Annotated in this window: 21 protein-coding genes, 1 pseudogene and 1 riboswitch; of the genes and pseudogenes, 15 read left to right on the forward strand and 7 right to left on the reverse strand. The window is 60.5% G+C overall.

The genetic code is table 11. The annotated features are described in order from the left end of the window. Positions 1–16: 16 nt before the first annotated feature. Together AB4N33_RS08375 and AB4N33_RS08380 are read left to right on the forward strand one after the other, a co-directional pair. Positions 17–475: a sn-glycerol-3-phosphate transporter gene (locus AB4N33_RS08375; protein ID WP_476456972.1), complete on the forward strand. Its 459-nt coding sequence runs from the start codon at positions 17–19 to the stop codon at positions 473–475. 234 nt (positions 476–709) lie between these two features. Next, entirely contained in the window at positions 710–1,036 is a 327-nt protein-coding gene (locus AB4N33_RS08380) for a hypothetical protein (protein WP_460125567.1), read from the forward strand. A gap of 12 nt (positions 1,037–1,048) precedes the next feature. On the opposite strand, the gene AB4N33_RS08385 is transcribed toward AB4N33_RS08380, so the two are convergent. Beyond that, positions 1,049–1,546 carry a cupin domain-containing protein gene (locus AB4N33_RS08385; protein WP_476456973.1) on the reverse strand — a complete coding sequence of 166 codons (498 nt, stop codon included), beginning with the start codon at positions 1,544–1,546 and terminating at the stop codon, positions 1,049–1,051. A 122-nt stretch (positions 1,547–1,668) separates the two neighbouring features. Next, positions 1,669–2,112, reverse strand: a complete 444-nt coding sequence (gene tspO / locus AB4N33_RS08390; RefSeq protein ID WP_476458797.1) for a tryptophan-rich sensory protein TspO — start codon at positions 2,110–2,112, stop codon at positions 1,669–1,671. Positions 2,113–2,224: 112 nt separating this feature from the next. Next, positions 2,225–2,419, forward strand: a riboswitch (cobalamin riboswitch). A gap of 129 nt (positions 2,420–2,548) precedes the next feature. Here tspO and AB4N33_RS08395 point away from each other — a divergent pair. From AB4N33_RS08395 to AB4N33_RS08405, 3 genes are read left to right on the forward strand one after another with little or no spacing between them, the layout of a single operon-like run. Beyond that, positions 2,549–3,562, forward strand: coding sequence for an ABC transporter substrate-binding protein (locus AB4N33_RS08395; RefSeq protein WP_476456974.1), 1,014 nt, complete (start codon positions 2,549–2,551; stop codon positions 3,560–3,562). Between the two features lie 8 nt (positions 3,563–3,570). Then, on the forward strand, positions 3,571–4,575 hold the full coding sequence (locus AB4N33_RS08400) for a FecCD family ABC transporter permease (protein ID WP_460142140.1): 1,005 nt from the start codon (positions 3,571–3,573) through the stop codon (positions 4,573–4,575). Beyond that, positions 4,572–5,336: an ABC transporter ATP-binding protein gene (locus AB4N33_RS08405; RefSeq protein ID WP_476456975.1), complete on the forward strand. Its 765-nt coding sequence runs from the start codon at positions 4,572–4,574 to the stop codon at positions 5,334–5,336. Before AB4N33_RS08400 ends, AB4N33_RS08405 begins: the two co-directional genes overlap by 4 nt. A 121-nt stretch (positions 5,337–5,457) precedes the next feature. Here AB4N33_RS08405 and AB4N33_RS08410 read toward each other — a convergent pair whose 3' ends face one another. The 3 genes from AB4N33_RS08410 to AB4N33_RS08420 form a co-directional block, all read right to left on the reverse strand. Beyond that, a complete protein-coding gene (locus tag AB4N33_RS08410; protein ID WP_476456976.1) occupies positions 5,458–6,126 on the reverse strand; it encodes a DUF3313 domain-containing protein in 669 nt (222 codons plus the stop codon). Positions 6,127–6,191: 65 nt separating this feature from the next. Beyond that, a complete protein-coding gene (locus tag AB4N33_RS08415; RefSeq protein WP_476456977.1) occupies positions 6,192–6,641 on the reverse strand; it encodes a hypothetical protein in 450 nt (149 codons plus the stop codon). A 19-nt stretch (positions 6,642–6,660) separates the two neighbouring features. Beyond that, positions 6,661–7,131, reverse strand: a complete 471-nt coding sequence (locus AB4N33_RS08420; protein ID WP_476456978.1) for a DUF1254 domain-containing protein — start codon at positions 7,129–7,131, stop codon at positions 6,661–6,663. Between the two features lie 313 nt (positions 7,132–7,444). On the opposite strand from AB4N33_RS08420, the gene AB4N33_RS08425 reads away from it, so the two are divergent. From AB4N33_RS08425 to AB4N33_RS08435, 3 genes are all read left to right on the forward strand, one after another. Next, positions 7,445–8,704, forward strand: a complete 1,260-nt coding sequence (locus AB4N33_RS08425; RefSeq protein WP_476456979.1) for a hypothetical protein — start codon at positions 7,445–7,447, stop codon at positions 8,702–8,704. A 122-nt stretch (positions 8,705–8,826) separates the two neighbouring features. Then, the gene (locus AB4N33_RS08430) at positions 8,827–10,518 is read left to right on the forward strand and encodes an Hsp70 family protein (RefSeq protein WP_460125583.1); all 1,692 of its coding nucleotides are present in this window, start codon (positions 8,827–8,829) and stop codon (positions 10,516–10,518) included. Positions 10,519–10,524: 6 nt separating this feature from the next. Then, complete coding sequence (locus AB4N33_RS08435; protein ID WP_476456980.1) at positions 10,525–11,898, forward strand: J domain-containing protein; 1,374 nt, start codon at positions 10,525–10,527, stop codon at positions 11,896–11,898. 64 nt (positions 11,899–11,962) lie between these two features. On the opposite strand, the gene yfcF is transcribed toward AB4N33_RS08435, so the two are convergent. Further along, entirely contained in the window at positions 11,963–12,595 is a 633-nt protein-coding gene (gene yfcF / locus AB4N33_RS08440; protein ID WP_476456981.1) for a glutathione transferase, read from the reverse strand. Between the two features lie 181 nt (positions 12,596–12,776). Between yfcF and AB4N33_RS08445 the strand changes: the two genes are divergently transcribed. Together AB4N33_RS08445 and AB4N33_RS08450 are read left to right on the forward strand one after the other, a co-directional pair. Continuing rightward, entirely contained in the window at positions 12,777–13,859 is a 1,083-nt protein-coding gene (locus AB4N33_RS08445) for a bifunctional transcriptional activator/DNA repair enzyme AdaA (RefSeq protein WP_476456982.1), read from the forward strand. 31 nt (positions 13,860–13,890) lie between these two features. Beyond that, a pseudogene (locus AB4N33_RS08450) lies at positions 13,891–14,507 on the forward strand (DNA-3-methyladenine glycosylase family protein). Positions 14,508–14,597: 90 nt separating this feature from the next. Here the strand turns inward: AB4N33_RS08450 and AB4N33_RS08455 are convergent. Then, a complete protein-coding gene (locus AB4N33_RS08455; protein WP_476456983.1) occupies positions 14,598–15,878 on the reverse strand; it encodes an HAAAP family serine/threonine permease in 1,281 nt (426 codons plus the stop codon). A 266-nt stretch (positions 15,879–16,144) separates the two neighbouring features. On the opposite strand from AB4N33_RS08455, the gene AB4N33_RS08460 reads away from it, so the two are divergent. From AB4N33_RS08460 to AB4N33_RS08480, 5 genes are all read left to right on the forward strand, one after another. Further along, positions 16,145–16,528 (forward strand): tautomerase family protein, encoded by a 384-nt coding sequence (locus AB4N33_RS08460; RefSeq protein ID WP_476456984.1) that lies wholly within the window; start codon positions 16,145–16,147, stop codon positions 16,526–16,528. A 27-nt stretch (positions 16,529–16,555) separates the two neighbouring features. Then, the gene (locus AB4N33_RS08465) at positions 16,556–17,140 is read left to right on the forward strand and encodes a TetR/AcrR family transcriptional regulator (RefSeq protein ID WP_476456985.1); all 585 of its coding nucleotides are present in this window, start codon (positions 16,556–16,558) and stop codon (positions 17,138–17,140) included. Positions 17,141–17,252: 112 nt separating this feature from the next. Then, entirely contained in the window at positions 17,253–18,218 is a 966-nt protein-coding gene (locus AB4N33_RS08470) for a 2-hydroxyacid dehydrogenase (RefSeq protein WP_476456986.1), read from the forward strand. 145 nt (positions 18,219–18,363) lie between these two features. After that, positions 18,364–19,431 carry a phosphotransferase family protein gene (locus tag AB4N33_RS08475; RefSeq protein WP_476456987.1) on the forward strand — a complete coding sequence of 356 codons (1,068 nt, stop codon included), beginning with the start codon at positions 18,364–18,366 and terminating at the stop codon, positions 19,429–19,431. 39 nt (positions 19,432–19,470) lie between these two features. Next, positions 19,471–20,238 carry an SDR family oxidoreductase gene (locus AB4N33_RS08480; RefSeq protein WP_460125601.1) on the forward strand — a complete coding sequence of 256 codons (768 nt, stop codon included), beginning with the start codon at positions 19,471–19,473 and terminating at the stop codon, positions 20,236–20,238. The last annotated feature ends 22 nt before the right edge of the window (positions 20,239–20,260 follow it).

The following is a 20,260-nucleotide window of genomic DNA, read 5'->3' on the forward strand; positions in this document are numbered from 1 at the left end:
GAAAAAATGGTGATCGATGAAACCTCTACTGCTCACCCTGGGCGCACTCCTGATCAGCCCATGTGCCCTCGCCATGGATGGAGAGTTCTGGTACTTCCAGACAAGCGCCTACACCAAACACTGGAAACCCGATCCTGATCACAACAACCGCCAAAAGCTGATCGGCGTAGAACGCAATCGTGAAGACGGCTCGCTTTGGGGAGGCGCGACGTTTCTCAACTCCTTCGACCAGCGCTCGTACTACGGTTATTACGGGCATCGTTGGGTGGCTGACGAGTATCCGGTGTACGCCAAGCTCAGTGGCGGTCTGGTTCATGGCTACAAAGGCAAATACAAGGACCGGATTCCACTCAATCGCTACGGCGTTGCACCGGTACTTGTTCCGGCGATTGGCACGTTTTACGGGCCGGTCGGTGCCGAGCTGGTAATCCTGGGTGGCGCTGCGGCCATGATTAATGTGGGTTACCGGTACTGACCATCGGGCGCCCGATATTTCCAAAGCGCCAAGCCTTCCGCGAGCCTCAGGGTGGCGCGCGTACCACGGGCCGGTTCACTCCATGCGGATACCGGTCAGCCCGCCCTCCCCTGAAACCCAGCAATTTCCTCGGTTATTGACTGTAATCATTTTGTCATGATATCAGTTTGGCATTGCGCCAATTTTCGAGTATTTTGCCTTCCATTGTCCGATGTAGAGCTATGGAAAGCAGCAATGACCGCACAACCTTCAGCCGTAATCAAACAAGCGACTTACCTGGGCTACGAAATCCTCGTCGAAACGTTTGGCCCCATCAAAGTGGAACCCCGCGAGGCCCAAAGCCTGCAGAGCCATCACACCACGACCGTTTCGGTCTGGTACGACGGCCAGGAAATCCGGGAGGCGCGCGAGACGCCGGCGCTGAGGTTCGTGACCCGTGAGGATGCTGCAGAGCTGGGCTTGGAAATCGGCCAGATGATCGTCGATCAACGTCGCGAGTCCACCCCATCCAGCGTGACGGCCTTTAAACTGCCGCGTCTGCGGTTTTCGTTGCTCAGCTGACACACCAATGGGCTACTTGTCGTGACGCGGGTCATCCGCGTCATTGATGTACTTGAGCCCCAGAGGCCCGATCCCATACACCTGCGACACATACTCACCGGACTTCGCCCAGTGGAAGTGCGGCGTGTTCGCCGGCAGCACGACCACACTGCCCGGCCCGTAGGCCACAAGTTTGTCGGCGTCGAAGGTGCTGCCCTGGCCGATATAGAACACGCCGGAAATGACGGTATAGATGCGATCTTCCGGGTGGGTATGCGGCATCAGTTTCAAGCCGTTCGGTACTTTGACCCTGACCACATAAGGCCCCGACTGACTCGGGTTGCCAACGATCACCGCCAGTTTGGCGCCGTCGGGGAACGCGGGAAAACCCTGCCATTGCACATCTTCGCTGCGCATTGACGAAAATTGCTTGTTGTCCAGCGCCTCGGCGTTCGCGGGAGCGCAGAGGGTGGTGGTCGTCGCGGCGAGAAGCAAGGCGTGGAGAGCGTGGCGTAAGCCGATGGTTTTCATGTGTGCGTTCCCTGAAAGCTGTCGCGGCGCACCGCCTGCGAACTGGAACGCGATGATAATTTTTGCCCGGGACGCGGATAAATCACGTCCCGGGCACTTCTGTTCTTACACCGCGTAACAAACTATCGAGGGTTGTTACGCAGAATGGAGAAGTTCAGCGCGGCGGCGACGCAGAGCCAGGCGAGGTAGGGAAACAGGATCAAACCGGTAATCAGGTCCAGGCGCAGGGCCATGACGACCATGGCCGCGACCACCAGCCACAACACCACCAGAATCACCATCCCCGCCAACACGTGATGCGCGCCGAAGAATACCGGCGTCCACAAGGTGTTGAGCGCGATTTGCGCGGCCCAGAGTGCCAACACGATCTGGCTGCCGGGGATCAGGCTCAAGCGGTAGCCGGCCCAGGCGAGCAGCAGGTAGATGATCGTCCAGGCAACCGGGAACAACCAGTTGGGCGGCGTGAAGCCTGGCTTGACCAGCGAGTGGTACCACTCGCCCGGCTTGAACAGCACACCGGTGCTGGCGGCCGCCGCGCAGGCCAGGAGGAAGATGAAGAAGGTCATGGTCATGATCGGTCCCTGTGTCGGTGTATTTGGAACTTGGACGGGTGCTGACCCGTTAAAAGTTCACGGCGTACAAGGTGAAAAAAACCACGTTCCCCCTCGGCGGCCTGATCGACTACCATACGCCGCCGGTTCCCGAACGGGACTAATAGGGAATTCGAAACGCCGCAACGGGCGTCAATCGAAACTGCCCCCGCAACTGTAGGTGCTGAGCCTGCTCCTCGATAGTCACTGGACCTGATCCGGGAAGGCTGGAGCGTGGCGACGACGCATCAGTCAGGAGACCTGCCGGCCAGACAAATCACTAACCGGCGGGGTGTCCGGGGAGGACATCCGTGCCGAGCGGCCTTGCCCTGCTTTTACAGCAGCGTTCGATGGTGTGTTTCCAGACCCGTACCGCGCCCGTTTCAAGTACGGTTCAAATGGAGATTGCCCCATGCTGTTGCCCCGCCTTACTGCGCTGTTCACCAGCCTTGGCCTGTGCGCCTTCGCACAAGCCGCCCCGACGCAGTACCCGCTGACCATCGACAACTGCGGCACTCCCCTCACCTTTGCTCACGCGCCAACCCGCGCCGTGACGATTGGACAGGCTGGCACCGAGATGCTGTATGCCTTGGGCCTGGGCAACAAGGTGGCCGCCACTTCGCTGTGGTTCAACGATGTGCTGCCGGCTTACAAGACGCAAAACGACAAGGTCGAACGCCTGGCGAACAACGAGCCGAGTTTTGAAGCCGTGATCGGCAAGCGTCCGGAACTGGTGACCGTGGAGTTCGAATGGATGGTCGGGCCACAAGGCGCGGTCGGCACCCGTGAACAGTTTCATGAACTGAAGATCGCGACCTATCTGCTCCCGTCCGACTGCGAGGGCAAGGACAATCGGGTAGGCGCCGACGGCACGCGCCTGGAGCCGTTTCGCATTGACACCATTTACAAGAGCATCGAGCAACTGGCACAGATTTTCGACGTGCAGGACCGTGGCGAGCAGTGGGTCACCGAGCTTAAAGCCAAGCTGGCCGCCTCCGTGGCCAAGGTCCAGCAAAAAGGTGGCAAACAGGCCAGTGCCCTGGTGTGGTTTTCCAGCACCGACATGAACGTCGATCCGTTTGTGGCCGGGCACAAGGGCATTCCGGACTTCATGCTCAGCACCCTGGGCGTGCGTAACGTGGTGGACTCCAATGAAGAATGGCCAACCGTGGGCTGGGAAACCATCGCCAAGGCCAACCCGACTTTCCTGGTGATCGCACGCATGGACCGTCGCCGCTTCCCGGCGGATGACCATGAGAAAAAACTGGCCTTCCTGCGCAGCGATCCGGTCACCCGCAACATGGACGCGGTGAAGCACAACCGCATCATCATCGTCGACGCCATGGCCCTGCAGGCCAGCGCTCGGATGTTCGACGGCCTCGAGCAACTGGCCACGGCCATCGACGGTTACGATCTGCCGAAATGACTGCAACCTTGATACGTACACTGCTTGCGCTGGGGATGCTGTCGCTGGCGGTGCTGGCGGGTGTTGCCATTGGTGAAACGCCCATCGACCCGCTCGTGGTGCTCCAGGTGCTGGCCAATAAACTGTGGGGCGCGGGTTATGCGCTGAACCCCATCGATGAAGGCATCGTCTGGAACTACCGCCTGACCCGCGCGCTGGTGGCCGCCGCTTGCGGCGCCGGGCTGGCGACGTGCGGAGTCATCTTGCAATCCTTGTTGCGCAATCCGTTGGCGGAACCTTATCTGCTGGGCATCAGCGCGGGTGCTTCGACGGGTGCCGTCCTGGTAGCGTTGCTGGGTGTCGGCGCGGGTTTGCTGACGTTGTCGGCGGGGGCCTTTGTCGGCGCCATGACCGCCTTTGCGCTGGTGGTGTTGCTGGCGCGAGTCAGCGGTACGTCGGGGGGGACCGGGCAGATTATCCTGGCGGGCATTGCCGGGTCGCAACTATTCAATGCAATGACCGCATTCCTGATCACCAAGTCCGCCAGTTCCGAGCAGGCGCGCGGCATTCTGTTCTGGTTGCTGGGCAATCTCAGTGGTGTGCGCTGGCCGTCGGTGTGGCTGGCGGTACCGGTGGCCGTCGCTGGCCTGGTCGTGTGTTTATGGCATCGGCGTGCGCTGGATGCGTTTACCTTTGGCGTCGACTCGGCGGCGTCATTGGGCATTGCGGTACGGCGCGTGCAGTTGGTGCTCATTGGTTGCGCAGCGCTGGTGACGGCGGTGATGGTGTCGATTGTCGGCTCCATCGGCTTCGTCGGGCTGGTGATTCCCCATGCGGCTCGGCTGATGCTGGGCACCGGGCATTCGCGGCTGTTACCGGCCAGCGCCTTGGGCGGTGCGTTGTTCCTGATTGCAGCGGATGTGTTATCGCGAACCTTGATCAAGGGTCAGGTGATTCCGGTCGGTGTGATTACCGCACTGGTTGGCGCACCGGTGTTTGCGCTGATTCTGATTGGTCGGAGGAATGCTCGATGAGTGTCTTAAGCTGCTCTGGCCTGGGCTTTCGCGTGCGGGACGCCGAACTGCTCAATGACATTGATCTTGAGGTCCGGTTGGGCGAAACCCTGGGCATTGTCGGACCGAATGGATCGGGCAAATCGACGCTGCTGAAGTTGCTCGCCGGTTTGCGTCCACCGGCGACCGGAGAAGTGCGCCTGGGTGGCCAGCGCTTGGGCGAGCTGTCGCGACGCAGCATCGCGCAGCAGTTGGCAGTGGTCGAGCAACAGGCGGATACCGACGAGGCCATTCGGGTATTTGATGCGGTGGCGTTGGGGCGTACACCGTGGCTGTCAGCGTTGAGCCCATGGTCGAGCGAAGATGACGCCATTGTCCGCCAGGCGTTGCATGACGTGGATGCCGCGCACCTGAGCAAGCGCACCTGGCGCAGCCTGTCGGGTGGCGAGCGCCAACGCGTGCACATCGCCCGAGCCCTCGCCCAACGGCCGCAGATCTTGTTGTTGGATGAGCCAACCAATCATCTGGATATCCAGCATCAACTGGCGATTCTTCGCGAGGTGCAATCATTGCCTGTCACCACATTGATTGCACTGCATGACCTCAATCAGGCGCTGACGTGTGATCGCCTGGCGGTGCTTGATCACGGCCGGTTAGTGGCGCTCGGCAAACCGCTTGAGGTGCTGACGCCGCAACGGTTGCTCGACACCTTTGGCGTGCAGGCACATTACCTCACCGACCCGTTCGATGGCGCGCAGATACTGAGGTTGCGCTCTACCTGATGCCGCGTTGATGCAGGAGCGAGCACGCTCGCGATGGAGTCAGAGCCACCGCCGGGCATCAGGCCGCCAGCGTCTACGCCAACGACCATCGCGAGTGAAACTCCTGCATGTCATGCGTTGATCAGCGAATAAACGCCGCCAGATCGGCATTCAATTTATCGATCGCAGCCTTGAAGTCCTTGGTGCTGATTTTCTCGCTCTCGTTCGACAACTGGGTGCCGAATACCTTGCGCACGACCTTGGCTACGGTCTGGTTGGTCTTGGCGTCGATGAATTCGGCTTCGATGAACAGGTTGGTGTCTTGATCGCGGTAACCGGTAGCCGCCTGTGTCGCCCCGACCACGGCCGCGATAGGGACGACTTCGTACCATTTCATGCCTTCGTTGGACGCACTCACGCCGGTGATCGCGGCACGCAGGATCAGCGCCTTGGAGCCGGCAGGTGCCGTGCTGCTCACCACCCGGTATTTCTGCCCCAGCGTGCTTTTGGCCTTTCCGGTCATGTAGCTCTGCAATTCGTCCAGGGTCTGCCGGTTCACCCGCTCATTGGGCTTGGGCGCCGGATAGAGTTCCAGCCTGTTGAACACCACCGTGTCGTATGCATTCGGATTCCACGACGGGCTGACCCAGCGCATGGCTGTCTCGCCACTCGTCGTGGTGACTTCACTGAGGTTGTTGTAGTTGGGAAGAAAGCCCGAGTATTGAGCGCGCTCTGTCACTTTCGAGGTGCAACCGCCGAGCAAAAGAACCGCCAATGTCACGCCGACAAACAGGTTACGGGATAGCTTCATGGGCAATGCTCCTGGAAAATCAGGGTTTGATGAGGAGAACATCTGGAACCGCAAGCTCGCCGTTATCATCGGTTCGCCTGCGCTACGTCACCGCAGAAAATATCGCCGTCGCCATCCGACGGCGCACTGCGTACCACGATCGAATGCGCACTCGCCAGCAAATGGGTCAACGATATCGGCGCACTGCGATAAAAACTCCACCCCTTGGTCCCGGCATCGCTTCGCGTGTTGACCTGATCGTTCATGGCGAAGGCGACGGGCCCCGGTTGCTGGCAACTGCCCTGGTTGATGAAGCTGTAGAGCCGCGGCGGCAAGATGGTGCCGGTGGGTACACCGGTGATGTAGAAGTTGAAGTTGGTTTTATCGCCCATGTCGGTCAACGTCACGCGACCGACCTGCCCGGCATTCCTGCCGGTGGCTTGCAGCGCCAGGTTCACCGATTGACTGGATGAGTGGGTGCAGCCAAGCAGTCCGGCTGTGAGCAACACACCGACCAGTGTTCTGCTGAGATTCATGACGACCTCCTCCAATGACTCATATCTTCGGCAGCGGCTTGATGGCCGGGGCTGGCTCAACCCTCACTGGGACGACCTCAGGGGCATTGCCCAACCGCGACAAAGGCGTCACGGAGTAGCCCGCCTGGATCTTCTGCACGGAGGTTTCATCTGAGGGGCCATCGGTTTTGCTGTGACCGATGATCCAGACCACAGCGCTGGGCGCCGGCAGATGAACCAGGCCCACAGGTACGGTTCCGGTCCACCCCGGCGGCGTCACCAGAAAGTGATCGGCTTCGGTTCCCGCCGTGCTCCAGCCAGGCGAAGCCACAACATCGCTCCACATATCGAGCATCGGCAGCAGGTAGACACTTGCCTCGGTGTTCGGCGCCGTCACCACCAGCGGTTCCCGGGTCAGATCGAGCCAGGCGATCGAGTACACCGTATTGGGCGGTACACCCCCTTGATAATCCACCGGCACATACGCCGGCACGCTGAGAAACATGTTCATCGGAACATCGCCCGGCGCCGGAGTGGCCTCAGCTGCGGTAACAGGGGTTTGCGCAAAAACAAGGGAAGCAACGAGGGTTAAAGCAACGGCTGTCAATGTCTGAGATATCAGCATGGCGATCGTCCGTGCGTGGGGGACCTCAACCGGATTCGGTGGAGATAAGGCAACTCTAGACGAACATTTCAGTGCAACATCCTGGTCGGACAATCGGTTGAGTCCAGGCCCACGAACAACTGGAGCTGACTTCCGATTTTCTGGATAATGGCTATATGCCTCCACCTGCCACTGCCCGCTGATAAGGACATCCCGCTCGATGAAGTTGCCGTCCCCTTCCCTGCTCCTCGCTTTCGCCCTGTTGCTGCCCTCGACCGCCCAAGCCAACGACGCCACGCTGAGCGATTCGCTCAAGGCTTTCACGCGTTGCGATGCCAGTTTTTTCACCAGCCTCGACCGCCATAGCCAGGATTGGCAGGCATTTGCCCCGCTCAAGCGGGAAAAAGACGTGGCGTGGATGGCCGTGAAAAATCGTGGTGCCAGCCCCGACAATACCGTCGCGCTGCGTGGCGCGCCGACCGTTGCCGGCTTGAAGTTATTGTCTTATGTAGACGAAAGCAGCGATCTCGGCCAACTCGGCCAGTACTACTTTTGGGGTTTCATTGTCGAAGGCGGCGTTGACGAGGTAGCGAAAAAACTGGCACCGCTGATGGACTCGCCCGGGCAATTGATCAATCTGGGTTCGAGCTATGTGCGCAGTGAGCTGAAGGTGGGTGATCAATGGCGACTCATCAAGCCGCAGCCGAGCACGGCGCCGGGCAAACTTGTGGAACGTGTGCTGATCGTCGAAGCACAAGGCAAGACCGGTACTCAGACGCGGGTCAATTGCTCGTTGCAAGGCGCGGTCGACGGCCCGATGCTTGCCCAGTTGCGGCCGGACATCGCGCCGGCCGATTACCCGGCAACGGCCCCAGAGACCAGCATTGGCAGTGTCACCGTGCCGCAAGAGGTGCTCAAGCATCTCGACTCGCCGTTGCTGCAACCGAAATTCAAGACGCTCAAAGTCACCTTCGCCACCCGGACCGGCGACCCGATCAAGGATCGCCCGGTCACGGTTGAATACACCGCAGACGGCAATTTGCTGAAGAAAAACGAGATTTACAGCGACACGTTCCACGTTGAGCGCCTGACACAGGCCGGGTGGATTCAGTTGAAATCAAAAATGAACGGGATCGGCGATGGCCGCGTATTGCTCACCCGCGAGCTTGAAGTGAACCTTCCAACGAGTTGGACCCCGGGCCAGACCCTGAGCACGCGCTCGGTCATGGAGAACGTGCCGGCCAAACCCACCGACAAACCGATGAAGCTGTCGTCGTCCTGCACCGTCGGCAAGCGCTTCCCGGCCCGGCAGGTGTTTGCCTCCTTGAGCGGCGATGCCATCGCGCTGGATTGCGACCAAACCACCAGCAAGAACGCCAGCGCCTTTATCGAGGACCTCGGTGTTGTCCTGACGCTGGAGTCGACGTCGGATAAATCGAAAAGCGTTTACACCTACACCGCGCTGGATGTCGTGCGCTGATTAAAGCCACCGCCCCCATGGCCGATAACCCCGGCCATGGGTCTGTGCACCACCGGCACACATGATTGACCTGCGATCCGACCAGCCAACAGCCCGATCGCATCAAGGAAGGAAAAGTAACTGTGATCATCGGCATCGACCTGGGCACCACTAACAGCCTCGTGGCGACTTGGGATGGCGAACGCGCCCGGATTCTCCCAAACGCCTTGGGCAACTTCCTGACCCCCAGCGTCGTGGGCCTCGACGACCACGGCCAACTGGTGGCCGGCGAGATCGCTCGTGAGCGGTTGCACACTCACCCGCAACTGACCTCCGCCCTGTTCAAGCGCTACATGGGCAGCGCCCGTGAAACGCGGCTTGGCGGGCGCGCCTATCGGGCGGAAGAACTCTCGGCGATGCTACTGCGCAGCCTCAAGGAAGACGCCGAGCGCGCCTTGGGTGAACCTGTTCACGAAGCGGTGATCAGTGTGCCGGCGTACTTCAGCGACGCCCAGCGCAAGGCCACACGCATCGCCGGCGAATTGGCCGGGCTGAAAATTGAAAAATTGATCAACGAACCCACTGCTGCGGCCCTGGCCTATGGTTTGGAACAGCGCAACGAAGCCACCTTCCTGGTATTCGACCTCGGTGGCGGCACCTTTGACGTGTCCATCCTGGAACTGTTCGAAGGGGTGATGGAAGTTCGCGCCAGCGCCGGCGATAACTTCCTCGGCGGTGAAGATTTCGATGACCTGCTGGTGGAGCATTTCATTAACAAAATCGGTGCGGCCGACCTGCCCGACACCACCCAGCCCGCGATTGCCCAGCGCCTGCGACGCGAAGCGCAGCAGGTCCGCCATGCGCTGGGGCAGGCACAGGTCACAGCCTTTACCCTTCGCGAGCAATCCCGCGAGTGGAGCATTGAACTGACCCAGGGCGAACTGGCGGAGATTGTCCGCCCGTTGCTGGACCGTTTGCGTGCGCCGATCGAACGAGCGCTGCGTGATGCCCGGATCAAGGTCGCGGACCTCGACGAAATCCTGCTGGTGGGCGGCACAACGCGCATGCCACTGGTGCGCAAGCTGGTTGCCTCCCTGTTCGGGCGCATTCCGGCCATGCAGCTCAACCCGGATGAAGTCGTCGCACAAGGTGCGGCCATTCAGGCTGCACTTCAGGCGCGCCACGCATCACTGGAAGAAGTGGTACTGACCGACGTCTGCCCCTACACCCTGGGCATCGAGACGTCAGTACGCCAAGGTGCGGGTTTCCAGAACGGCCATTACCTGCCGATCATCGAGCGCAACACCGTCGTGCCGGTGAGCCGTTCCCGCACGGTGTACACCCTCAGCGACAACCAGAAAGTGGTCACACTGGGGATCTATCAGGGCGAAAGCCGCATGGTCAGCCACAACATTTTCCTCGGTGAACTGGAAATCCCGGTACCACCGCGCAAGGCCGGTGAGGTCGCCCTGGACGTACGGTTCACCTACGACAACAACGGCTTGCTCGAAGCCCAGGTGCACCTGCCCATCAACGGCGAAACCCGCAAGCTGGTGATAGAGAACAACCCCGGTGTACTGGCGCCCGATGAAATCGCCCAGCGCCTGTCGGCCCTCGAAGCGCTGAAAGTGCATCCCCGCGACCAGCAGGTCAATACCCTGTTGCTGGCTCGACTCGACCGTCTGTATCAGGAAAGCCTGGGCGATGGCCGCGAGCACATTGCGCAGCTGGCGAACTATTTCCAGCGGACGCTCGACACCCAGGACGAACGTCAGATCCGCGAAGCACGCAGCGACATCACCCAGCGCCTGGCGCACTTCGAGCGGGAGATCTGAGCCGTCATGAGCCATTGGCAGTTGCTCGATTTGACCCCGGACGCGGACGAACGCAGCATCAAGCGTGCGTACGCCCGGCTGCTTAAAACCTGCCGCCCGGACGATGACCCTGAAGCGTTCCAGCGCCTGCGTGAAGCCTATGAAACGTCGTTGGCCGAGGTTCGCTGGCGTGCGGACGCTGACGAGGAGCATGACGAGGACGTCATGGTTGCTCCTTTGGCCGTGCCGATCCCGGAACACCCCACGCCGGCCCCCACCCTTGGGCACGTCGAGTCGACGATCACCATCAATCCTCCAGAACCTTCCCTGGAACACATGCAGCAATGGCTGACCGACGGCAGGGAGCGCCAGGTGGTCGACGCGTTGCGCCACTGGCTGGCCAGTGAATGGCTACTCCCTTTTGAGCGCCGCCAGCAGTTCGAACAGTGGGTACTGGAGTGGCTGGAAGACGCACCCGATTGGTCCCCTGGTTTCTTCGAAGGCGTGTGCCAGGCGATGGGTTGGGATGAAAACCAAGGCAACCTGCCGTGCGAGTACTGGCGTTGGGATCGCCTGATCCGGCGCTGCGAAATCCAGGCCATGGAACAAACCGTGCGCGCCGACCTCGGCAAATACGAGGCCGACAAGGTCCATGGACAGGCTGCTGCCTTGCTGCTCGGGCCCATGAGCGACGAGCAGCGCCGGGGCATGGCTGATGCCTTCACCGCGCTCGACTGGCAGCGCTTTTCCCAGTTGGCGGAAACCATCGAATACCAATACCCCGAGTTGCCTGAGCGCCTTGGCCTCAAGCCACTCGACAACTGGCGCGATTGGCTGCCCGCTACCAGTTACAGTGGGGCCTCGCTTTTCCTTTGGTTCAGCCTGTCGGTTTTGCTCATCGTTTCGCTGCTCGCCGGCCCCCGGAAAGGAAACGGTCTGGGTGCCTTGCTGCTGATGCCGTTGTTCGTCCCGGCGCTGTTGTGGATTGGCAACAAGGCCTATCAGGTGTGGCACACCGGGGCTGTATTTGCAGGCCATGTGGATGTGCGGCTCAGTCGATGGTTACTCCCGTCTCGGATGTACCGGCAAGGTGCCGGTCTTCTGCTGCTGCGCCACATAATCCCCTGCGTCGTACCCGCCGGCCTCGCATTCCTCTGGTCCGAGCATGTGACGTGGTTGCAGTGGGTCAGCCCGGTCGTGGTTTTCCTGGGCACGCTTTATTTCACCAACGCGGCGCTGAGCGGCGGCAAGCCTTCACTGTGGGCCCGTGGTATACGAGCGATCAAACTGAAGGTGGGGCGACTACCCTGGCACCTGATCCAGAGTAAAGGCATGCTGATTTTGATCGCCGTTGCGCTGATGGCAGCCTGGGTGTATTCGAAGATGAAGGGGGTGGTGTAGGGGCTGTCGCTACACCGGCAGCCCCCGATACGCCATTAGTGTGCTGTCCATGACGCGCCGTCGATCACAACGCCGGACGCTGCAGGTTGACCCATTCCTGCACCGCAGGCCGCTGCCACTGCCGTTGCGCATATTCAACCAGTGCCGGCGGCACGCGATCACCGTTGAGGATCAACCGGTTGAGCATCACCGCCAGGTCGACGTCGGCGATCGACCATTGACCGAACAGGAATGGGCGACCGTCGGCCAGCAGCGCCTGTGCGGCACCGATCAACTTGCGCGCGGTCGACTCGGCGGCTGGTGAAAGCGGGCCATATTGCTCGCCGTAAAACACCACCAGGGTGGATCGTTCCTGACGAATCGGCAACAGGTCGCTGCGTAGCCAGGCCTGGACTTGCCGGGCTTTCGCCCGCTGCTTCGCGTCCTGCGGGTACACCGGCACCTGAGGGTAAACGTCTTCCAGGTACTCGGTGATGGCGGAGGATTCCGACAAGGCAAAATCGCCCTGCTCCAGCGTAGGCACACGCTGGGTCAACGACAGGTTGGCGTAGTCTGCGGACTGATTTTCGCAGGCATCAAGGTCCAGCGTACTCAGCTCAAAATCGATGCCCTTCTCGCGAAGCACCACAAAAGCGGACATCGCATAAGGGCTGGTGAATTGAGCATCAACGTACAAGCGCAGGGGGGAATGGTTCACCGCGGTCATCTCCATATGCATGCAGCCGCTAAGCTACGAGATCCATTGCCATAAATGAAATGCATGATTTTCATGGGCGTATTCCCTTGCGGAATACGCGGATGCGTGTGACGTCCAGCCCAGAAAATTCCGTGTCGATTTTCCGGTGGTGACCTGCCCCGGTGGGCCGTATGCTCAGCCCATGAACCTACAAAATGCGATGCTCCCACCCCACGCCGAAATGGTTCGCGCCATGCTCGAGCGCGACACCACCTACGAAGGGGTGTTCTTCACGGCGGTCAAGACCACCGGCATTTTCTGCCGCCCCAGTTGCACGGCGCGCAAACCAAAGCCGGAGAACGTCGAGTTCTTCGCCCATGCCGATGAGTGCCTGTCCGCGGGTTACCGCGCCTGTTTGCGCTGCAAACCGCTGGATGCCGCCGCCATCGCGCCAGACTGGGTGAAAACACTGCTCAAGGCCGTGGACGTAGCCCCCGACCTGCGCTGGACCGATGCACACTTGTTGGCCGAGGGCATCGAGCCGTTGAAGCTGCGACGTTGGTTCAAGCAACACATGGGCATGACGTTTCATGCATGGCTGCGCACCCGGCGCCTGGGCGTGGCGTTGGGCGGGATCAAACAGGGAGATTCCATCGACGGTGCCGCCTTTGATTCGGGTTATGAATCCCTCAGCGGCTTTCGGGACGCCTTTCAGAAGTCCTTCCACATCACTCCCGGCCGTACGGCCAACAGTGAACCCTTGCTGTTCACCCGCCTGACGACACCGCTGGGACCGATGATCGCCATGGCCGAACGGCGCGGGCTGGTGCTGCTGGAGTTCCTGGACCGGCCGGCATTGACCGGCGAAGTGCAAGCCCTGCAAAACCGCTATGGCTATGCGGTAGCGCCTGGACACAACGCGCATTTGCAGCAAATAGAGGATGAACTGGCCCGCTACTTCGCCGGGAAACTGAGCGAATTCAAGGTGCCATTGCATATGCCCGGCAGCGAATTTTCCCGGCAAGTCTGGGCAGAACTTGGGAAAATCCCTTTTGGCCAGACCAGTACCTACGGCACCATCGCTGCCCTGCTGGGCAAACCTGGTGCCAGCCGTGCCGTGGGCCTGGCCAACGGGCATAACCGCATTTCCATCGTTGTGCCTTGCCACCGGGTGATTGGCGCGGATGGCTCCTTGACCGGTTATGGTGGTGGGCAGCCCCGCAAGGCGTTTCTGCTGCGGCTGGAAAATGCAGCCGTGCAAGTCACGCAACAACTGGCGTTTTAAAGCCCATGCAAGGAAACCACGTCTGAGCACCCTGCCCGATCCCTATCAGCCGGCGAGCGAATGGCTCGCCACCCTCGACCCCGACTGGGCGCGCCATATCGCGGCCATCGGCCCCTGCCTGCACCAACCGCACCCCGCCCGTGATCCCTACGAATCATTGGTGCGGGCGATTGCCTATCAACAACTGCACGCCCGCGCCGGGGATGCGATTATCGGGCGGCTCCGAGGTTTGTTCGAAGCCCAAAGCTTCCCACGGCCAGAGCAGATTCTGGCCACCCAGTTCGATGACCTGCGCGCGTGTGGCTTTTCCGCCAACAAGATCGCAACCATTCAGGGCATCGCCCAGGCAACGCTTGACGGAGTGGTGCCGGACTATGCGACCGCCCTGGGCATGGACGATGAAGCGCTGATCGAAAGGCTGACCCGTCTGCGCGGCGTCGGGCGCTGGACGGTCGAGATGCTGCTGATCTACAGCCTGGAACGCATGGATATCCTGCCCGCCGACGACTTCGGCGTGCGTGAGGGTATCGGCGGTTGAAAGGATGGGAGGTGCAGCCAACGCGCAAGCAGATCATGACGATAGGCTTGGCGTGGCAGCCCTATCGCACGGTGGCAGCGTGGTATTTGTGGCGGGTGCCCGGACGATAGACCGCGTCATGGTCCCGCCATCGCGACTCAATCGCTGCTTCAGATCCTGATGGGAGCGAGGCCGCTCCCATCAGGATCAATCGAAGGCAATCAGGCGCTGAGGGAGTAGATCAATGCCGTGATCGCCACGAGCCCGACAGCCACCACAAACACGTTCGATGCCTGGCCGCGGTAAGGGGCCATGGCCGGAACCTTGCGGATCGCGTACATCGGCATCAGAAACAGGATGGCTGCAATCACCGGCCCACCCAGGGTTTCAATCATGCCCAGGATGCTCGGGTTCAGCGTCGCGACGATCCAGCACACCACCAGCATGAAAGCGGCGGTCATGCGGTCCAGGGTTTTGGGCGCTGGGCGTTTGCCGCTCTTGACGATCAGGCCCTTGAGGCCTTCGCTGGCACCGATGTAGTGGCCAAGGAACGACTTGGAAATCGCCACGAACGCAATCAACGGCGCCGCAAACGCGATGGTCGGATTGCTGAAATGGTTCGCCAGGTACGACAGGATCGACAGGTTTTGCGCCTTGGCTTCGACCAGTTGCGCGGGCGACAGGGTCAGCACGCAGCTGAAGACGAAGAACAGCACCATCACCACCATCAACAGGTGGGCGCGAGACAGGATCTGCGAACTGCGCTCTTCGGCGTGCTCGCCATAACGACGTTTCTGGTCCACGGCGAACGCCGAGATGATCGGCGAATGGTTGAACGAGAACACCATCACCGGAATGGCCAGCCACAACGTGTGCAGCAGCGACGACGGCTCAGGCACCGTGCTGGCCGTGGTGAGGATGCCACCGTTCCAGTGCGGAACCAGGAACACCGCGAGAAACAGCAGCGCCACGATAAACGGATACACCATCAGGCTCATGGCCTTGACGATTGCCTGTTCGCCGCAGCGCACCACCGCCAGCAGGCCGAGAATCAACACAAACGACAGCACCGCGCGCGGGGGTGGCGTGATGTGCAGTTGGTGTTCAAGGAAACTGCCCACGGTGTTGGTCAGCGCCACGCTGTAAATCAACAGGATGGGGAAGATCGCGAAAAAGTACAGCAACGTGATCAGCGCACCGGCCTTGATGCCAAAGTGTTCTTCCACCACTTCGGTGATGTCCGCGCCTTCGCGGCCGGACAATACAAAGCGGGTGAGTCCGCGATGGGCGTAGAACGTCATGGGAAATGCCAGCAGCGCCAGGACCAGCAGCGGCCAGAAGCCGCCCAGGCCCGCATTGATCGGCAAAAACAGGGTGCCGGCGCCGATGGCCGTGCCAAACAGGCCCAGCATCCAGGTGGTGTCATGACGATTCCAGCCTTCAAGGCTGACAGGTTTCGCCGCTGCATAGCGTTCGCTGACGCTATTGGCCTGATCATTCATCCGGTGGGATCTCCGCATTCCGGTCGGTTGCTACCCGGCCAGGACGAGTCGGAAAACCCGACAGGCAGTGCCCTGGCCGAAACAGGGGCGCGATTGTCCGGGATTAATCAACAGAAGCAAAGACTTAGCTGAGCAACGGCGTTACGGATCAGATGAAATGCCACGTGTACGCCAACGTTTGCGGGAGCACGTCAGCATTCACCGATTCTATAAAGTGCTTTCATCATGTATTTTAGCCTGTACCTGCACCCTTCTGGAGCCTGCTCATGCCACTCGTTCGCATCGACATCAAAAAACGTCAGGATCCCTCCTTCGCCAAGCGTGTCGGGCAATTGGTCTATGCGGCCATGCACACGTCCATTGGTGTGCCTGAGAATGATAACTTCCAGATCCTCAACGAACACGACGAACAGCACTTCATCTTCGACCCGCAGTATCTGGGGATCCATCGTACCGATCAGTTGGTGGTGATCCAAATCACCCTGAGCGAAGGTCGCACCGTGGATCAGAAGAAATTGCTCTACAAAACCATCGCCGAGAGCCTCCACGCAGAGCTGGCCGTGCGCCTTGAAGACATTTTCATTAATCTGGTGGAAGTGAAAAAAGAAAACTGGTCCTTCGGTAACGGAATCGCCCAGTACGCCCTCTGAACCCACATTGATCTTTGTGAGCCGCCAATGCCCCGTGTTTCCCGCAAGCAAGCCGAACTCAACCGCGAAATCGTCGTCGAGGCCGCCACGCGGCTGTTCCGCGAACGAGGCCTGCACGGCATCAGCGTCGTTGATCTCATGGGCGCAGCGGGGCTGACCCATGGTGGCTTTTATGGGCAATTCGAATCGAGAGAGGCGTTGGCCCGGGAAGCCTTTGGCCGCGCCTTCCAGGAGTCCGGCGAACGCTGGCTGGAGCGGATGAATGCCCACCAGGACAAAAATGCCGCTCGCCAGGCGGTGATCGAGCCCTACCTGTCGGCGACCAGCCGCGACAATCCGGGGGAAAGCTGCCCTGTGGCAGCGTTTGTCGGCGATATGTGCCACGAAGCGACCGACAGCGCTCTACGCCAGACCTTCGTCAAAGGCATCGACTCGGTGCTCGACACCTTTGCACCGCTGATGGACAGCGGTGACCCCAAGCGCGATCGGCAACAGGCGCTGGTGCAATATGCGCTGATGGTCGGTGCGTTGACCCTGGCCCGGGCCACCCGTGGCGATGAACTGTCGGATGAAATCCTGCAGGCCGCACAAAGCTTTTTGACAACGTCATAACCACCCTCTGCCGTTCCGCTATGATCATCTGGCAGCGCCGCACAATGCGTGCGTTGCCACCGCACTTGCACGCCAGCAATCTCAGGGAATATTCGCGCAACAGGAGCCCAGCATGCCCGCAACCGTTTTGGTCCTGGTTGAAACCATCAACGATTACCTGCCCATTCTCGAACATCAGGGCTTCCACCTGATTCTGGCCCCCACCCCCGCCGAACGCGCCGAAGCCATTGCCACCCACGGCGCACGGATCGATGCGGTGCTGACTCGCGGACCACTGGGGCTTTACGCCGATGAAATCGCTTTACTGACGGCGCTGAAGATCATTTGCGTGATCGGTGCCGGCTACGAACACGTCGACCTGCAAGCCGCCGCCGACCGAGGCATCACCGTCACCAATGGTGCGGGGGTCAACGCCTCGTCGGTGGCTGACCACGCCATGGCGATGCTGTTGTCGCTGGTGCGCGACATCCCCCGAGCCGACGCTGCCGTGCGCCGGGGTGAGTGGCCAAAAATCATGCGCCCATCGCTGGCCCACAAGCGCATGGGCATCCTGGGCCTTGGCGCCGTCGGCATGGCCATCGCCAAACGGGCGGCGAATGGCTTCGACATGACCATCAGCTACCATAACCGCCAGCACCGCAGCGATGTGCCCTACTCCTTCTGCTCAACGCCCACCGAACTGGCCCGTGCCTCGGATTTCCTGGTGGTGGCCACCCCTGGCGGCCTCGGCACTCGCGGCCTGATCAACAAATCGGTGCTGGAGGCCCTGGGTCCCAACGGTTTCCTGATCAACATCGCCCGCGCCAGCGTGGTGTCGACGGTGGATCTGGTCAGTGCGCTGGAGCAGCGGCGCATTGCCGGCGCGGCGCTGGATGTGTTCGACCACGAGCCGCAGGTGCCTGACTCACTCAAGGTATTGAGCAACGTGGTGCTCACCCCCCACGTGGCAGGTTTGTCCCCCGAGGCCACGCAAGGCACGGTCGAACTGGTCGGGCGCAACCTGACGGCGTTCTTCTCCGGTCAACCGGTCATCACCCCGATCCAACTGCCGACATCCGAGACCAAGGCGTTTTTGTAGGACAATTCAAACGGTTGTATCAAAAGCAATGATTGTCCGGCAACACGCCTGCCTATAAGGGCTCGTCGCGGTTGTGGGGACCGGGTGTGGGCATTAGATTGATCACAGCCCTCAGGCCTCTAGAACAAGCACAATAGGGATACGCATGACGCTCACTGACAAGTCCACTCGCATCCGTACCGGCGAAGAGCTCGATGCCAGCCTGATCGATCCTTACCTCAAGACGCACATTCCGGGGCTCAGCGGCTTGCCACAGATCAGCCAGTTTCCGGGCGGCGCGTCGAACCTCACCTACTTGCTCGAATACCCGGAGCAGGAATTTGTCCTGCGCCGCCCTCCCTTTGGCCACAAGGCCAAGTCCGCGCACGACATGGGTCGAGAATTTCGCATCCTCAATCAACTGCGTGACGGTTTCCCTTATTGCCCCAAGGCTTACGTGCACTGCACCGACGAATCGGTGATCGGCGCCGAGTTCTACGTGATGGAACGGGTCAAGGGCATCATCCTGCGCGCAGAACTGCCGCCGGAGCTGGGCCTGGATTCTGCAAAAACCGAAGCCCTGTGCAAGAGTTTCATCGACCGCTTCGTCGAGTTGCATCAGGTTGACTACAACGCCTACGGCCTGGGCGACCTCGGCAAACCCGAAGGCTATGTAGCACGGCAGATCAAGGGCTGGAGTGATCGTTATGAAAAAGCGCTGACCCCTGACGCGCCGCATTGGGAAGCGGTCAAGGCCTGGCTCAATGACAAGATGCCGGCCGACCACCCGACATCGAGCATCGTGCACAACGACTACCGCTTCGACAACGTGATCCTCGACCCGAACAACCCGATGCAGATCATCGGTGTGCTCGACTGGGAACTGACCACCCTCGGCGACCCGCTGATGGACCTGGGCAACACCCTCGCCTACTGGATCCAGGCCGACGACCCGGCACCGTTCCAGATGATGCGCCGTCAGCCAAGCCACGCACCGGGCATGCTCACCCGTCGCGAATTCGTTGACTACTACGCCCAGCGCTCGGGCATCCAGATCGACAACTTCGATTTCTACTACACCTACGGCCTGTTCCGCCTCGCCGGCATCGTGCAGCAGATCTACTACCGCTTTTTCCATGGACAGACCCAGGACAAACGCTTCGCTTCGTTCATTCAAGTGAACAAACTGCTGGAGCAGATGAGCCTGCAAGTCATCGAGAAATCCAGCCTCTGAGCCAAACACGACACTCAGGCCCAACAATAAGGAACACCCATGTCCAAGACCCCTTTGTTCGACCTCGACGGCAAGATCGCATTCGTCTCCGGCGCCAGCCGTGGCATCGGTGAAGCCATTGCCAAACTGCTGGCCCAGCAAGGCGCTCACGTCATCGTCTCCAGCCGCAAACTCGACGGCTGCCAGCACGTCGCCGACGCCATCATCGCCGCCGGTGGCAAGGCCACCGCCGTTGCTTGCCACATCGGTGAAATGGAACAGATCAACCAGGTCTTCGCCGGCATTCGCGAGCAATTCGGCCGCCTCGACATCCTGGTCAACAACGCCGCGACCAACCCGCAGTTCTGCAACGTCCTGGACACCGACCTCAGCGCCTTCCAGAAAACCGTCGACGTCAACATCCGCGGCTACTTCTTCATGTCGGTGGAAGCCGGCAAGTTGATGCGCGAAAACGGCGGCGGCAGCATCATCAACGTCGCATCGATCAACGGTGTGTCGCCAGGCGTGTTCCAGGGCATCTACTCGGTGACCAAGGCCGCCGTGATCAACATGACCAAGGTCTTCGCCAAAGAGTGCGCGCAGTTCGGCATCCGTTGCAACGCCCTGCTACCGGGGCTGACGGATACCAAGTTCGCTTCGGCACTGGTGAAGAACGAGGCGATCCTGAATACCGCGCTGGCACAGATTCCGCTGAAGCGTGTGGCAGATCCGAGTGAGATGGCGGGGGCCGTTTTGTACCTGGCCAGTGATGCGTCCAGTTATACGACTGGGGTTTCGTTGAATGTGGATGGGGGATTCTTGTCCTGATTGCTGCCATGAATGATTAGGA

The organism is Pseudomonas sp. S1_E05, from assembly GCF_056337105.1.